The sequence below is a fragment of the Psychrobacter sp. NPDC078631 genome (assembly GCF_050268165.1).
GTDB lineage: Bacteria > Pseudomonadota > Gammaproteobacteria > Pseudomonadales > Moraxellaceae > Psychrobacter.
The window spans coordinates 521,869-537,306 of record NZ_JBNNGG010000002.1; the positions used below are offsets into that span (position 1 = coordinate 521,869).

Below are 15,438 nucleotides of genomic sequence, written 5' to 3' on the forward strand. Positions count from 1 at the left end.
AGCACAAATACTATTTTGAAATTGTACAAACAGCTTATAATGCACCAATAGCTTTGCCATAATGACAGCACCCAATTAAATCAAACGCCGTGCGTATCTTTATTTGCAAGTACCCTATTGCAAACCCAAACAGGACGACGACCGCATTTGATCCTAGCAACTGAGGTAGATATGAACGAATCAGCCAACCAATTTAGCCCAAGCTCAAGCCAGCCAGTAGACCCAACCGTATTAAGCCTAACTGATAGTGCGGCGCAAAAAGTACGCCGTCTACGCGAAGAAGAAGGCGATAGCGATCTTATGTTACGTGTCTATGTGACGGGTGGCGGTTGTTCTGGTTTCTCTTACGGGTTTAACTTTGCCAACGATCTAAATGAAGACGATGCCAATTTTGATAATGGTGATGTGACGTTAGTCGTCGATTCGCTAAGCTATCAATACTTGCAAGGCTCTACCGTTGACTACACCGAAGGACTGGAAGGGGCACGTTTTGTGGTGACCAATCCAAATGCCACGACCACTTGCGGCTGCGGTTCGTCATTCTCTATATAAGCTAAATAGACGCGGTCGCGCTATGGTTATTAAGATAATGCGGTAGTGTGCCAATACTATGTCAAATGGCTTGTAGGCATAATGAACAAAGCATCTATCTCTCAGGTAGATGCTTTTTTTATCAAAATGTCTGGCCAGAATAACGCTATATTCGAGATGAATTTGTATTAAAAACAGGGTCAAAATCCTCACAAATCGCGTTGCCTAAAGCTTATCGTATTTGTAATTGTCCGTGGTTTTCAAGACAGCTTTGAGCTAAACTGACGGAATTATTGACCTAACATTTACCTATTTTATGGACAAACGCTTATCGTGTTTTGATCCGCCATAATAAATAACAATAGATGACTATTATGAGTAATTTTGCGAGTAGCTTTGTTAATTTCGAAATCCCTAATTGGTTTGACAGCCAACACTTAACGGGTATGCTCCGCGGTATTGAAAAAGAGGGCCTGCGCGTAAAGCCTGATGGTTTCTTGGCACAGACCCCGCATCCAACCAAACTTGGGTCAAAACTTACCCATCCTTTTATTACTACCGATTACTCAGAAAGCTTGCTTGAGCTCATCACTGAACCAAAGTCCTCACCAAAAGAGACTCTCAATATGCTGCGCCAATTGCACGTATTGGTCTATCAGGGTATACCTGAAGGTGAGCTGATGTGGCCATTATCGATGCCATGCATGTTGTCTTCTAAAGATGAAGATATCCCACTAGCTGATTATGGTAGCTCTAATACGGGTAAGCTAAAAACCCTATATCGTAGTGGCCTTGGCATTCGCTATGGTCGCCGTATGCAGACGATTGCTGGTCTGCATTACAACTTGTCTTTTGGTGATACGTTGTTTGAGACGTGGCAAGCCCAAACATCGACTGCCCAAAGCCAAACATTGACAGAGTTCAAAAACGAAAAATACTTAGGGTTGATTCGTAACTTTAAACGTCTAACTAGCCTTGTTTTATATTTGCTAGGTGCCAGTCCAAGCGTATGTCCTTGTTTCTTGGCAGGGCGTGAGCACGATTTAGAATTGCTTAATGATTCGACTTATTACAAACCTGCTGCGACTAGCCTACGTATGGGTAAGCTTGGCTATACCAATAGCGTGCAAGAGCAGCTTGATATCCGTTATAACTATCTGCCAGAGTATGTCGATGGTCTGCGCCGTGCCATTCAAACGCCGCACGAGAGCTTTACTAAGCTTGGCTTAGAAGACGAAGCTGGCAATCCGATCCAAATCAACAATCATATTCTACAAATAGAAAACGAGTACTACAGCCCTATTCGTCCTAAACAAATTGCGATGAGCGGTGAAACACCAACCGAAGCGCTTGAGCGTCGTGGTATCGCCTATGTCGAGTTCCGTGCTATCGATCTTGACCCATACAGTGACGTTGGTATTCGCCTATCTAGCGCTTGCTTCTTGGAAGTGATGGCGCTGTATTGTCTGTTCAGCGACTCACCAGACTTGCTACCTGAAGAAGAAGACACGCTCGCTATCAATCTTGAGCGTGTGGTCAATGAAGGTCGCCGTGATGACTTGCATATTATCAATAATGGTCAAGAGCAGTCACTTGAAAGCTGGATGCTCACGCATCTAGAGCGTATGCAGCCGCTTGCTGCATTGCTTGATGCTCACTATGGTGGTAACGATTACCGCGCGGCTGTAGCATTGATGCAAGGCAAAGCAGGACACTCTGAGTCGACTATCTCTGCACAAGTAAATTCCGATAGCAAACGCTTAGGCAGCTTATGGCAGCTTGGATTTACGTTGGCTCAGCAGCATCGCGAGTCTTTATTACAGCAGACACTTAGTCCAAATACTCAAGCTAAATACGAAGTGTTGGCAGAAAAATCTATCTTGCAGCAAGCTGAGATTGAGCAGTCTGAAACAGAAGACTTTGCGGAATTTTTACAGCAATATCGCTAAGTTACTAGTTATTAATTGCTAAGTCCTGACTGTGAAATTTTGACTGCTTAATCTTGATTGCTACCCCACATCTATTATAGATAAACCCATAAGAGTAACCGCACAATGCGACAGCTAACCACTTACCGTAACCTACAAGTATTTTTGGTGATAATGGCCATCATAGGCATGAGCTTTGCGCTGTTTTATTTACAGCGTCATCTAGGGCTTTCACCTTGCCCACTCTGTATTTTTCAGCGTGTTGGTCTAATCGTTATGGGCGGATTTGCCCTCATATCAGCGTTGTTTAATCCTAAATCTAAAGTAATAAGACTACTATTATGGCTTGGTAGTCTAGTTGGTATTGGTTGGGCAACCGCAGTAGCAGCACGCCATGTATGGCTGCAACACTTGCCTGCTGACCAAGTACCTTCTTGTGGTCCAGGACTGAACTATTGGCTTGATACCCTCCCTATCCTACAAGTATTCAAAGAAGTATTTGCAGGATCTGGCGAATGTGCCTCTGTTGATTGGACGCTTATGGGATTAAGTATCCCTGAGCAGTCGTTGATTCTATTTAGTGTGCTGCTGATCGTACATGTCTTGATATTAATGCGTATCGTAAAATCTGCCAATTAGTATCTTATGAATTAATAAGACGTTAGGTTTCTTTCCTACTGCTGCTTTTAAAACAGACATTGCTATCTTCGATACAATGTCTGTTTTTTTGTCTACTATTAACCCGCCCTTACAAACCATATTAGCGTTACCAACAGGTATCGCTAATGTCAACTTATGCCTTTTAGATATATGGGCAACAACAAAAAGCCCACAGAGATATTTTCAAGCCTTTGATATCTTTAGTCAGCTTACCTTATAAACAGATAAGCATTGGATATTTGTCGCTTTCTACTCATAAGCTATCTGTATTTTGAATATAAGATAATGCTATCAAGTTCTTAATTTATATTATTACTACGAGCCCATGCCTTATTATCCTTATCTTTGACAATGGCTTTACGTTGTCGATAGTATAGATGAGCTTGAAAAATACTTGTTAAAAACTGTTTTTGGTATGACCATGATATATTTTGCTCCCGTTCGCTCTACTACGCTTGCTATCGTAAAACAGTGGCGTCCTTCGTTACTGGTAGCGTCACTATGCGTGCTACTCGTAGGCTGTGATAGTGCCTCGTCCAATACAGATAAAGACATGGTATCTACGTTCGCGGCGACTGGTTCTGAATCGCAGGAGGCTTCACAATCATTGCAAGATGACAATGCTAAAAATGCTGAGCTAGCGAGTGATGATGAGACAGGCGAGATGGTTGAAGGGCAATCGCTGATTGCTGCTGCTCAGTCAAATAAAGATACCTATGCAGACAGCTCTCTGGAGCGATCAGAAGCGAAAAGTAGTATGCTGCAAGCAACATTGATGGGTGATTATGGCGGTATGGTCTCTTGTACAGATTGCGACAGTATCGACGTCACATTGAACTTATTCGCCGATGGTTCCGTACTAAAAGCAAGTTATTATCATAATCCTGAAAAACCAAAAACACCTCTACTCGAATCGGGTATCTACCGACAAGACAATGACAAAATCACCATTGTCTATGAAGGGAAAAATATCGAAACCTATCATATCCAAGACAATCATTTGATACGGATCGATGAGCACGATAATTTAGAGGATGACTATACGTTATCTCGCAAATAAAAGCGTCATCATGCTAACTATTAGTTGGCGTATCGCTACATACTAAAATGACCAAATTACATTAGCTACATAGCGCCTACTTGTTAGGCGTTTTTTATTGGTCATCGAACAGGGTTTACTTTACAATGATTGCTTGTTTGCTAAGCTGATGTATTGGTCATTGTTTATCAAGGTGGTTATTTTTACTGATAACAGCTAGGCACCTCATACTTTATTTTATCAGCTCTCTATTCTTTTCATTCAAGCGCGTACGGAACGTCTATGCATATTCATATCCTTGGTATTTGTGGTACTTTTATGGGCTCACTGGCATTGCTAGCACGTGCGCTTGGGCATACGGTCACAGGTTCAGATGCCAATGTCTATCCTCCTATGTCCACTCAACTCGAAAATGCTGGCGTGACTATCGAAGAAGGCTATCTGGTAGAACATTTGCAACCAACGCCAGACTTAGTTGTCGTTGGGAACGCGATGAAACGTGGCATGGATGTGATTGAGTATATGCTAGATAATGGCTTGCGCTATACCTCAGGTCCGCAGTTCTTATCTGAGCAAGTATTGCAGTCACGTCACGTAATCGCCGTTGCAGGAACACATGGCAAGACCACAACTACGACGATGCTTGCGTGGATATTACATTATGCTGGTATCGATGCAGGGTTTTTGATTGGCGGTGTGCCATTAGTTGATACGACTGACGAGCACTTACAACAAGTGTTTGCGCACAGCAGCTATTTGGGTGCTGATAAAAGCGATGATGATAAATCTAGTTACTTTGTGATTGAAGCAGATGAGTATGACTCTGCGTTTTTTGATAAGCGCTCAAAGTTCGTTCACTATCGTCCGCGTACTGCTATTTTGAATAACCTTGAGTTTGATCATGCAGATATTTTTGCAGATCTCAATGCAATACAAACTCAGTTTCACCATATGGTGCGTATGATTCCAAGCACTGGCAAAATCATTATGCCAGCCGCGACCATCAGTTTAGAAGATACGCTAGCAAAAGGGGTTTGGACACCTATCTGGCGTACTGCCGTCATCGACTCTACTTTAGATGATGCCAGCGAAAACGCGCGTGCTCTAAAAGATAGTAGCGACTGGCAGGCTGAGCTGATCCAAGAAGATGGTAGTAAGTTTAAAGTCAGTTTTGCCACTGATAAAAAGGCAACTGCTGTCGTAAACTGGTCAATGAGCGGTATCCATAACGTCAATAACGCGTTAGTTGCTGTGGCTGCTGCCTATGATGTTGGTATCAGTGTTGAGACTGCTTGTGCTGCTTTATCAGATTTCGCTGGTATCAAGCGCCGGATGGAGCTGATTGGCGACGTCAATGACATCTTAGTCTTTGATGATTTTGCCCATCATCCAACAGCTATTACAACCACATTGGATGGTGCCAAAAAGAAGCTGGCTGATAGACGTATTTGGGCTATCATTGAGCCGCGTAGCAACACCATGAAAATGGGTATTCATCAAGACAGCTTGGCTCAATCAGCGGCACTTGCTGACTATACATTATGGTACGAGCCTACTGGTTTGGAATGGGGCTTAAAAGAGGTCATCGAACAAGCTAAGGCTACTAGCGACTCTATCGGCAACCAACAAGTGTTATCAAGCATTGACGCTATTATTGAGCATATCAGCAGTCATGCAAAAGCAGGTGATGCGATTGTGGTCATGTCAAATGGCGGTTTTGAAGGGATTCATCAGCGTTTATTAACCGCATTGCATAACGGCTAACGCTTATAATTAAGATAAAGAGGCAGCTTTTATAAAGAAATAGATCTTCTTATTCTCCTCTATACAAACGCAGCTCATCTAATAGATGGCTGCGTTTTTTACTTCTAATATTTATATGTCTTCATTATATGAATTCGGTACTACAGGTACCACGTTGATAAACGTTGTTAGCACCACTGCTACCTTTGTAACCTTTCGTTTACTTATTGCCCTTACTCGATAGCAAATCGGACTTTTTCCTCACATAGCCCCTACAGTAGTAACATTTTATGCTTACTTTTGCGTCCAGGGAGTGTTTACAATAGATTTATCAAAACTTGTAACACATTATAAATATTAATAATATTAGGAGAATAATATGAGCTTTATTTGGATGATTATTGTAGGTTTAGTCGCAGGTTTATTAGCACGTGCTATCAAACCAGGTAACGACCCTATGGGTTGGATTATGACTATCGTATTGGGTATCGTTGGTGCAATGCTAGGTGGTTTCCTAGCTGGTCTAATCGGTATTAACGCTGATGGTGGTTTTACTGGTCTTATATTCTCAGTAATTGGTGCAATTATCTTATTGTTCCTATATGAAATGATTGTAAACAAACGCCGTGCATAATTGGTAATAAGCCATGCATAGTTTAGTCATAAATGATTACTAGCTAATTAAAATACTATATAAACAAAGCCTTGCGTTAAGCAGGGCTTTTTTATGCCATTTATCATCAAAATCCAGTCTTTCTATCTACATATAGCATCATATGACTGCGAAAGTATTGATAAGCATTACTTTTGTCCCCATTTATCTTATAATATCAACCCTATTTTGTCCTTATCATTGAGGTGAGCGTTATGGCACTACTCCCTATCTTAAGTTACCCAGATCCTCGCTTGCGTACTATCGCCAAGCCTGTCAAGGAAGTGACTGCTGAAATCAAAACCTTAATCGCAGACATGATCGAGACGATGTATGATGCTCAAGGCATCGGGCTTGCAGCCAGTCAAGTGGATCATCATATTCAGCTTATCGTCATGGATTTGTCTGAAGACAAAAGCTCTCCTAGAGTTTTTATCAATCCAAAAGTCACGCCACTGGTAGAAGAAAAGCAACCGTATGAAGAAGGCTGCTTATCTGTACCTGATGTCTATGACAAAGTCGAACGTCCTAATAAGGTCCGTATCGAAGCGTTAGACGGTAACGGTGAGGTCATCGACGAGGTAGTCGAAGGACTGCTTGCTGTTTGTATTCAGCATGAAATGGATCACCTAAATGGCGTAATCTTCGTTGACTACTTGTCTCGTCTTAAACAGACTCGTGCTCGTGATAAAGTTCGCAAAGTTCTTAAAATACGCGAAAAGCAAGAAGCACAATCAGCAGAAAAACAGACACAAGCCGTCAATTCTTAAAGCCCTACTCTTTATTCTTATCTTTTTTATTCCGTCTTTATCCTTCACATAGTTACGTCACAGTGAGTGTTAGTATTTAGCATTCACTGTTTGGCGATAATTTTTCTAACCGATACAGTTTCCACAAAAGGTTTACTACTATGACAATGATCAAAATTGACCAATATTTTGAACCTGCCAGCTGGCAGAAATTTACCAAGGCTGCTGAAGGTCGCGAGACGCCTTTCTTAGTAGTTGACCTTAGTCGTATCGAAACCAAATACCATGAAATGGTAAGCCTGTTTCCTAATGCAAAACTTCATTATGCAATGAAAGCTAGCCCTGCGGTGGAAGTAATCGATTTACTAGCAAACCTTGGTTCAAACTTTGACTGTGCCTCTATTTATGAGCTTGATCGCGTGCTTGGTTGCGGCGTTGATCCATCTCGTATCTCGTATGGCAACACCATCAAAAAAGCTGAGCATGTTAAATATGCTTTTGAGAAGGGCATCGATCTATATGCGACTGACTCAGAAGCAGATCTAAAAAATATTGCCAAACACGCTCCAGGCTCTAAAATATTTGTTCGTATCTTGGTGCAAGGATCAGAGACAGCAGAATGGCCATTATCACGTAAGTTTGGTTGCCATCCTAATATGGCCATCGACCTACTGGTTCAAGCACGCGAGTTGGGCTTGGTTCCTTATGGTATCTCGTTTCACGTCGGTAGCCAGCAAAAAGACGTTGCTGCATGGGATGATGCATTATCCAAAGTTAAATATATGTTTGACTGGATGAAGAACGAAGAAGGTATCAAGCTACAAATGATCAATTTGGGTGGTGGCTTCCCGACCAATTACATTAGCGAAGTCAACCCTATTAAAGTCTATGCGGAAGAAATTACCAGCTATCTGACTGATGACTATAATGATGACGAAATGCCAGAAATTATTTTGGAGCCGGGTCGTTCGTTGGTTGGTGGTTCAGGCGTGTTGGTCAGTGACGTGGTACTGATCTCTCGTAAGTCTGATACTGATTTAACTCGTTGGGTATATACCGACGTTGGTCTATTCCAAGGCTTAATCGAGACGCTAGGTGAAGCTATCAAGTACCCTGTCTATACGCCTAAGATGGAAACGTCTACCAGTGAAGGTACAGTAGTATTGGCAGGCCCAACCTGTGATTCAACTGATATTATGTATGAAGAAGCAGGCTATCAACTACCAGAAGAGCTTGAGATTGGTGACAAAATCTACTGGCTCACTACTGGTGCTTATACCAACTCCTACTCATCGGTAGAGTTCAATGGTTTCCCACCATTAGAAGTGGTTTATATTGACTAATACTTAATACTATTCCACAAAAAAGCGCGGCACGGTTGCTAATACTCGTGTCGCGCTTTTTTGTGCTTAACGACTTGATTGTTCAACTAGTCAACTCGCAAAGAAATAGGCAAGCTATTATTGTTATTAGTAGTTCGGCTACCGTTGCTGGTGCTACTGGTTGAGTTTTGTGAAATCTGTCCAATCGTCACCCACTGTCCACGTGGCACGATAATCGTACTGTTCAATCTTTGACCTCGAATAGCATTGCTAGCACTGCCAGTAGAATTGTCAGTAGAACTCATTCGGTTATAAGGTGAATTTGGCTGCACTAACCTTTCTTCTACTTGGGAGAGTTGTACTTCCACCTGTCCATTGGGCAACAGTCTTGGTGTGACGGCAACCCCTTGTGTCGTTGGCAGTAGTATTTGCTGCTGAATCACGATCTGTGGTTTGAAATTATCGTTAGCTGAACGATGATAAGTTGAATAGTTATTAGCATTATAGGTTTGAGTCAGTGAGTAGAGCGTACCTGTGCTGATACTCGCCGCACTGCCAGATAATGTTTGTACTTGATATAGATTACTACTCTGCTGCAGGCTGCTACGCTGACTAATAACCCCTGCACCTTGGATACCGCGATTGGTGATAATGACCTGACCCTGCTGAATATTACCTTGCTCGCTACTACTATTGCCAACACGTACAGCGACCGTCAATGCCTGTGGCTGACGGTCAATCTGAGACAACAATTGCTGTACCGCCTGATAATTGCGTGCCGTCGTTCGCAGTACCAATTTATCTTGATACGTAGTCACCGTGCCACCGTCTGCGCTACTACTTAATAGCTGCCTTACTGCAGGTAGTAGGCTAGCCCCGCCATAGGTATGGATAACATAGGTTTGAGAAGTGCTAGCTTGTACGGTAATTGGTAGGACCGCTAGACTCAGTGCAAAGGCTGATAGGCTTGCAAGGTTAATGGTACAAACAGCACTAATCAGTCTATGACTAATATAACGTTTGATACTATTCATACCTGCTCCCTTGCTGCTATTAAGTCATCGAGCCACCAGTTATGACGCTAAACTTGACCGTCAACCATAAGTAGTTATTAGTCACTTAATCCAAGCACGTCTTGCATGTTGTACTGTCCTACTTCTTGCTCAACAACCCAAGTTGCGGCACGTACGGCACCAGCGGCAAATGTCATGCGGGCACGCGCACGATGGGTAATCTCGACCACTTCACCATCTGCGATAAACATAACAGTATGGTCGCCTACGATTTCGCCACCACGTATCGCGTGAATACCAATTGTGCCAGATTCGCGCTCGCCAGTTTGTCCTTCGCGGCCATAGATAGCGACGTCTTTTAGGTTTTGTCCGCGCGCTTCTGCGACTGCTTCGGCCATCATATATGCGGTACCAGAAGGTGCATCGATTTTGTGTTTATGATGGGCTTCGATGATTTCTACATCAGCGTCATTACCAAACGCTTTGGCAGCCATCCCGAGCAGCTTCAATGATAAATTAACGCCTGTCGAATAGTTACCCGCATATACGATAGTGATTTGCTCACTTGCTTTTGCCAGTACTTGTTCTTGCTGTTCATTGAATCCTGTCGTACCGATGACCATAGCAACATTATGCTCAGCACAAACTTGCATGTTTTTTTCAGTGGCATCAGGCAAGCTAAAATCAATCAGCACATCGATATCATCAATCACAGCGGCTAAGTCGTCAACGATTTGTACATTTAAATGACCGATAGCAGCAACTTCGCCTGCATCAGCACCGACTAGGCTAGAGCCTTGACGCTCAATCGCTGCTTTTAATGTAGTTTGCGGGTTATTCTGTACTGCCTCGATAAGCATACGACCCATACGGCCGCCTGCACCGATTACCCCAACGTTGATAGATTTATTATTTGCTTGTTCGCTCATACTTTTACCTTAGATGTTTTATATTTAGTGAAACTATTTTTGACTATCATTTATTGTAAGTTTAGCAAATATCATCACATGAATGGCTTTTTATACCATCAATAAAAAGCCCAAAGGTTTCACATGAAACCTTTGGGCTTAGTTTAATACTAGCTACTTAGCTAGATTATTTCTTAATCGAATAAATCGCCGATTTTTTTGAAGAATGACTTCTTATGTGGCGACTGTTGGTGCTTGCTGTCGTCATCCAGCGTGTCTTGGAATTGGCGTAGCAAGTCTTTTTGCTCACGAGTCAGATTCACTGGTGTTTCGATAACCACACGGCAAATCAAATCACCTTTCATGGTAGTACGGACTGGCGTTACACCTTTGCCACGTACACGCAGTAACTTACCGCTTTGCGTACCTTCTGCCACTTTGATTTTTACTTTGCCATCTAGAGTTGGGATTTCAACTTCTTTACCCAATGCTGCATCAGTAATGCTGACGGGTACATCCATATATAGGTCAGCGCCTTGACGGGTAAAGACATTGTGCTGTTTGACACGTACTTCGACATATAGATCGCCGTTTTGTACGCCAGCGCCGCCCGCTTCGCCTTCGCCTGCTAGACGAACGCGATCACCATCATCGACGCCTGCAGGGATAGAGACTTCTAAGGTGCGTGATTTGTCTTTTACGCCATTGCCATGACAGTCCGAACAAGGGTTTTTGATCTGCTTACCAGTACCGCCGCAATGAGGACAAGCTTGCTGTACCGCAAAGAAACCTTGCTGCATACGTACTTGACCTTGGCCATGACAAGTCTGACAGGTGACCACATCAGATGCATTTTTCGCCCCTTTACCATCACAGGTATCACAAGGCGCAGGAGCCGTGAAACTGATTTCTTTTTTGCAGCCACGTACAGCTTCTTCTAATGTCAGCTCAATCACATAACGTAAGTCAGAGCCGCGACGCGAACGCCCACCGCCGCCGCCACGTTGCTGACCGAAGATATCACCGAAGTTACCAAAGATATCGCCGAAGATATCTTGGAAGTTGCCGCCACCTGCGCCGCCGAAGCCGCCGCCACCCATGCCGTTTTCAAAGGCTGCATGGCCCATACGGTCGTAGGCCGAACGTTTCTCTTCGTCGCTCAATACTTCATAAGCCATTGAAGCTTCTTTGAATTTGTCTTCCGAATCAGGATCATCAGAGTTGCGATCTGGATGGTATTTCATGGCAAGCTTACGGTAGGCTCGCTTAATTTCTTTGCTGTCAGCGGTCTTGCTGACACCTAATATTTCATAAAAATCGCGCTTACTCATGCTCTCTCCTATCGTCTTTACAGCCACACCGGTTCGTCAAATCATTAGCTCAATTGATAATTGTCTTAATCTTATTCATGGTTCTTAGCTATCGGATATGTATAACGTTTCACATGAAACATAAAAACTCACCATGCTATAGAACCATAATGCTTAGACTTAACCAACAAATACGGTGAAGGCTGCTTAGCCAAATCAATTATAAAAAGTTTGCGCTATTTATGGAGATGGTCTGCTGATTTATCAAGCTCTTAAATGATGAAATTAGCAGTTGGCATTGCTGCGGCAAAAGCCAAACGATTCATTAAGGTTACTGCAAAGCTTTTCGTACCTGAGCGGTGCCCAGTCGTGCTAATATTTACCGCCACATCTACGGTCATTTATACTCATAGTGATGACGATTGCGACAAGGTATCAAGTCTTATGAAAAAGCTGGTTATTCTATTAATCATCATTGCGGTAGCAGTGTATGCAGGCTCGCCTTATTACAGCGCTTATCAGCTCAAAAACGCTTATGACGATAAAGACGGTGCCACTATCGCAGCGGCTATTGATTATGAGCAAGTGCGACCAAGCGTCCAAAATCAGCTAACTAGCCAATTTGCGACGACAATGACTAAGTACCCACTAATTTCTGAACTGGGCGGTGAGCCGTTGACCGAAGCCGCGAATGGTTTTATCGCGCGGGCAGTTGAAGGTGCCATCACACCGCAGAATATCGAAAAGGTGATTAATACCCAAGGTCAAGCCAATACAGCAACCAAAGAGCTAGCTGCAGCATGGGCCATCGCTAGCGATCAAGTTGACTTGAAAAACCTAATTCAGAGCTTAATCATTCAGCGCGGTGATGTCGATGCCGTGGTCAAAAGCCAAATGCAGCAAGTCATGAAAAAACAAGCGGCCGAACTTGAGCAGCAAGTCGCCCAAGGCAATGACAGCGAAAAGCCAACGCTTAGCTACTGCGGTATCAATTGCTTTAGTATCAGTGGTCAGGTAAAAGGATATCCTCTCACTATCGAGATGCAGCGTGAAGGGCTTATCGATTGGAAAATCGTTGATATCGTCTTACCATAGATTATTTAAGACAGCTTTTGAGATGCAAAAATGTCTGAATAGAACCCAAAAAGACCGCCTTATGAACTGATTCATAAGGCGGTCTTTTTACTTTGACTAGCAGTCAAATATATTAATTTTTTGAACTATTGAAACACTTAACCATACCAATCGATTATTCAACACCCAAGAATTCTAGAAATTCTGGACTCTCAAAACTCGCCTGATATAGCACGCCATCTTCACGATAGATGGCAGGCGTCGCCATTACCGCAAGTCCAGCTGCTTTTTCACGATTAGGTGTCACATGGTCAACCGTACAACTTGCTGATGCAGGTGTCATTTCACCTGTCAGCATCGCCTTATCAAATGCCTGACGACGACTGTCCTCATTCGCTTGGCACCAGATACCACGCATCTGCTTCGGTGACGCCTCATATATCGGATAGCCGATGACATTGACCGTCACGCCTTTTGCATTGAGTGATGGCACTTGCTGATGTAGTCGGCGGCAGTAAGGGCAGTTCACATCATCTGCCACATAGATAACGGCTCTTTCAGCAGTGGTCGCTGGATAAGTAATCAGCTGGCTTTTGTCCAATGACGCAAACACAGACTGGTTTTTACGTTTTTCAAAGTTCTCATCAAGGCCGATAAATTGACCGTTTTCGATGACTGATATTTCACCATCGGTAATGTACTGCGCATCGTCCGATAGTAAAAACGGCACGCCTTCTAGCGTTGCACCCCAGATGACACCCGGTACTGCGGTATAAAAGAATGGTGTTTTCGCGCTCATGTTCTTAAGCGCAGCCATATTTGCTAGCATATTTGATTTGACTGAGGCACTGACAGGTTCGCCTACCTGCGAACTCGTGCTACGTACTGGCGTTTTGGTCACTACCCTATTGCTTGGGTTTTTCTGTAGCTCACCTTGTATGACGTAGCGACCATCTTCGGTGATGTGCAGCGGCAACTGGCCGGCCAAATTCACTTGATACATATTGGGCAGTTTGGATGGCACAATAGAAGTAATCTGTGTTTTGATGCCTGCTTGGGTCAGTACTTGGCGCAAGCGCTTATCGACAGTCGCACTCACTGTCTGAGTTGCTTGCGAATTTGTAGTGCTTTGCGTTACGTTATTACTGTTGGCATCCGCTGAACTTGGCTGAGCACAAGCAGTGGTTGCCAATAGTATGACGCTGATTAGGCTAGCGGACTTTAATACAGGTAATGTCACAGAGAGATTCCTATCTGATTTTTAATAATGGCAGTTTTTAATAATGGCAGTTTTCAATATTAAGCCCAATTCCAAAGCTATTACTAACTGAAAGGTAGCAATACATTTTCTGATTAGTCAGATTTTTGGAATTGGTTTAAGGGTTGTCTGTCATAAAAATATAGATAAAAAAGACTGTAGCATATGGGATAGTTTTGCAAAGCACAAAATGGCTAAAGTCGCAAAACTGCTACTTGGCTTTAAGAGATAGGCAACACAGCTAGATAATAGACATAAATACAATATAGCAGACCGCAAAAAGCAGCACACTGGGTAGCGGCTGCTAACGGGTTTAAAACGATAATTTTAATACGAGTATCAATGCAAAGACTTAATAATTCTAGTGCTTATTTATTAAAACTTAGCAACTTCCTCTGGCGTTAAGAAACGGCTGTCGCCTTTTTCTAGGCCTTCTAGATTTATATGACCGATACTGGCGCGGTGCAGCTCAGTTACTCGATTACCGAAGTAACCCATCATACGTTTGACCTGATGGTATTTGCCCTGCTCTAATGTTAGGCGTGCATGTTTTTCATCAATGAACTCAAGAACAGCAGGCTTGGTTGGCTCATAATCACCTTCAAGCAAGATGCCTTCAGCCACTTTCTTCACGGCTTTTTCTTGTGCATCACTATCCATTGCATCTGCCAAAGTCAGCTCATACACCTTTGCATGCTCGTGCTTAGGACTGGTGACACGATGTAGCCAGCCACCATCATCACTCATGAGCAATGCGCCAGTGGTATCGACATCGAGACGCCCAGCGATACGCAAGCTGCCCAATTCTGGTACAGCAATCAGCTCAGTGACGATTGGATACTCTTTAACTTTTAGCGTGCACTCGAAGCCTTCAGGCTTATATAACAAGATATAGCGATTGCCCGCAGCAACCGACAATGGCTCACCTGCCCACATCACATCATCATTGACGACATCAACATGTAGGCCAGGATCTTTAACCACTTGATCATTTACAGTGATTTCGCCGGCGTGCATGATCTTCTTTGACTCTTTACGCGACAGCTCGGTGGCTTTACTAATGAATTTATCTAAACGCATACTATTTACTACCATCGGTTTTATTATACCAGCCCTAAATCAGAAACTAACGACGCCAGCACTCAGCCGTGAGCAGCTCGTTATCTTCGATGGTTAGAAATGGTACTATAATGAAAAATTAAATGAACACTGTGCTCAATACAACAGCCAGTGAAAGTCAGACCAGTTTAA

The 15,438-nt window shown here is 43.2% G+C and carries 15 protein-coding genes; 9 read left to right on the forward strand and 6 right to left on the reverse strand.

Translation table 11 applies throughout. The features are described from left to right. The first annotated feature begins 171 nt into the window (after window positions 1–171). The 8 genes from erpA to ACQKCP_RS08315 all read left to right on the forward strand — a co-directional run bounded on the left by erpA (window position 172) and on the right by ACQKCP_RS08315 (window position 8,645). The gene (gene erpA / locus ACQKCP_RS08280) at window positions 172–552 is read left to right on the forward strand and encodes an iron-sulfur cluster insertion protein ErpA (RefSeq protein ID WP_057757666.1); all 381 of its coding nucleotides are present in this window, start codon (window positions 172–174) and stop codon (window positions 550–552) included. A gap of 353 nt (window positions 553–905) precedes the next feature. Beyond that, window positions 906–2,480 carry a glutamate--cysteine ligase gene (gene gshA / locus ACQKCP_RS08285; RefSeq protein ID WP_427611969.1) on the forward strand — a complete coding sequence of 525 codons (1,575 nt, stop codon included), beginning with the start codon at window positions 906–908 and terminating at the stop codon, window positions 2,478–2,480. A gap of 105 nt (window positions 2,481–2,585) precedes the next feature. Next, window positions 2,586–3,098 carry a disulfide bond formation protein B gene (locus ACQKCP_RS08290; RefSeq protein WP_057757661.1) on the forward strand — a complete coding sequence of 171 codons (513 nt, stop codon included), beginning with the start codon at window positions 2,586–2,588 and terminating at the stop codon, window positions 3,096–3,098. Window positions 3,099–3,534: 436 nt separating this feature from the next. Beyond that, on the forward strand, window positions 3,535–4,179 hold the full coding sequence (locus tag ACQKCP_RS08295; protein WP_427611970.1) for a copper resistance protein NlpE N-terminal domain-containing protein: 645 nt from the start codon (window positions 3,535–3,537) through the stop codon (window positions 4,177–4,179). Between the two features lie 261 nt (window positions 4,180–4,440). Then, the gene (gene mpl / locus ACQKCP_RS08300) at window positions 4,441–5,922 is read left to right on the forward strand and encodes a UDP-N-acetylmuramate:L-alanyl-gamma-D-glutamyl-meso-diaminopimelate ligase (protein WP_427611971.1); all 1,482 of its coding nucleotides are present in this window, start codon (window positions 4,441–4,443) and stop codon (window positions 5,920–5,922) included. Window positions 5,923–6,280: 358 nt separating this feature from the next. Further along, window positions 6,281–6,535 carry a GlsB/YeaQ/YmgE family stress response membrane protein gene (locus tag ACQKCP_RS08305; protein WP_057757652.1) on the forward strand — a complete coding sequence of 85 codons (255 nt, stop codon included), beginning with the start codon at window positions 6,281–6,283 and terminating at the stop codon, window positions 6,533–6,535. A 233-nt stretch (window positions 6,536–6,768) separates the two neighbouring features. Then, the gene (def, locus tag ACQKCP_RS08310) at window positions 6,769–7,323 is read left to right on the forward strand and encodes a peptide deformylase (RefSeq protein WP_057757649.1); all 555 of its coding nucleotides are present in this window, start codon (window positions 6,769–6,771) and stop codon (window positions 7,321–7,323) included. Window positions 7,324–7,469: 146 nt separating this feature from the next. Continuing rightward, complete coding sequence (locus tag ACQKCP_RS08315) at window positions 7,470–8,645, forward strand: type III PLP-dependent enzyme (protein WP_427612039.1); 1,176 nt, start codon at window positions 7,470–7,472, stop codon at window positions 8,643–8,645. Window positions 8,646–8,731: 86 nt separating this feature from the next. On the opposite strand, the gene ACQKCP_RS08320 is transcribed toward ACQKCP_RS08315, so the two are convergent. The 4 genes from ACQKCP_RS08320 to ACQKCP_RS08335 all read right to left on the reverse strand — a co-directional run bounded on the left by ACQKCP_RS08320 (window position 8,732) and on the right by ACQKCP_RS08335 (window position 12,256). Beyond that, window positions 8,732–9,658: a hypothetical protein gene (locus ACQKCP_RS08320; RefSeq protein WP_427611972.1), complete on the reverse strand. Its 927-nt coding sequence runs from the start codon at window positions 9,656–9,658 to the stop codon at window positions 8,732–8,734. A gap of 77 nt (window positions 9,659–9,735) precedes the next feature. Next, on the reverse strand, window positions 9,736–10,566 hold the full coding sequence (gene dapB / locus ACQKCP_RS08325; protein ID WP_427611973.1) for a 4-hydroxy-tetrahydrodipicolinate reductase: 831 nt from the start codon (window positions 10,564–10,566) through the stop codon (window positions 9,736–9,738). Window positions 10,567–10,739: 173 nt separating this feature from the next. Beyond that, window positions 10,740–11,876, reverse strand: coding sequence for a molecular chaperone DnaJ (gene dnaJ / locus ACQKCP_RS08330; RefSeq protein ID WP_057757637.1), 1,137 nt, complete (start codon window positions 11,874–11,876; stop codon window positions 10,740–10,742). 251 nt (window positions 11,877–12,127) lie between these two features. Continuing rightward, a complete protein-coding gene (locus tag ACQKCP_RS08335; RefSeq protein ID WP_265089150.1) occupies window positions 12,128–12,256 on the reverse strand; it encodes a hypothetical protein in 129 nt (42 codons plus the stop codon). A gap of 43 nt (window positions 12,257–12,299) precedes the next feature. Between ACQKCP_RS08335 and ACQKCP_RS08340 the strand changes: the two genes are divergently transcribed. After that, on the forward strand, window positions 12,300–12,950 hold the full coding sequence (locus ACQKCP_RS08340) for a DUF2939 domain-containing protein (protein WP_427611974.1): 651 nt from the start codon (window positions 12,300–12,302) through the stop codon (window positions 12,948–12,950). A gap of 154 nt (window positions 12,951–13,104) precedes the next feature. Here the strand turns inward: ACQKCP_RS08340 and ACQKCP_RS08345 are convergent, their stop codons facing one another. Together ACQKCP_RS08345 and ACQKCP_RS08350 are read right to left on the reverse strand one after the other, a co-directional pair. After that, window positions 13,105–14,169 (reverse strand): disulfide isomerase DsbC N-terminal domain-containing protein, encoded by a 1,065-nt coding sequence (locus ACQKCP_RS08345; RefSeq protein ID WP_427611975.1) that lies wholly within the window; start codon window positions 14,167–14,169, stop codon window positions 13,105–13,107. Between the two features lie 393 nt (window positions 14,170–14,562). After that, a complete protein-coding gene (locus ACQKCP_RS08350) occupies window positions 14,563–15,267 on the reverse strand; it encodes a pseudouridine synthase (protein ID WP_057757631.1) in 705 nt (234 codons plus the stop codon). Between the last annotated feature and the right edge of the window lie 171 nt (window positions 15,268–15,438).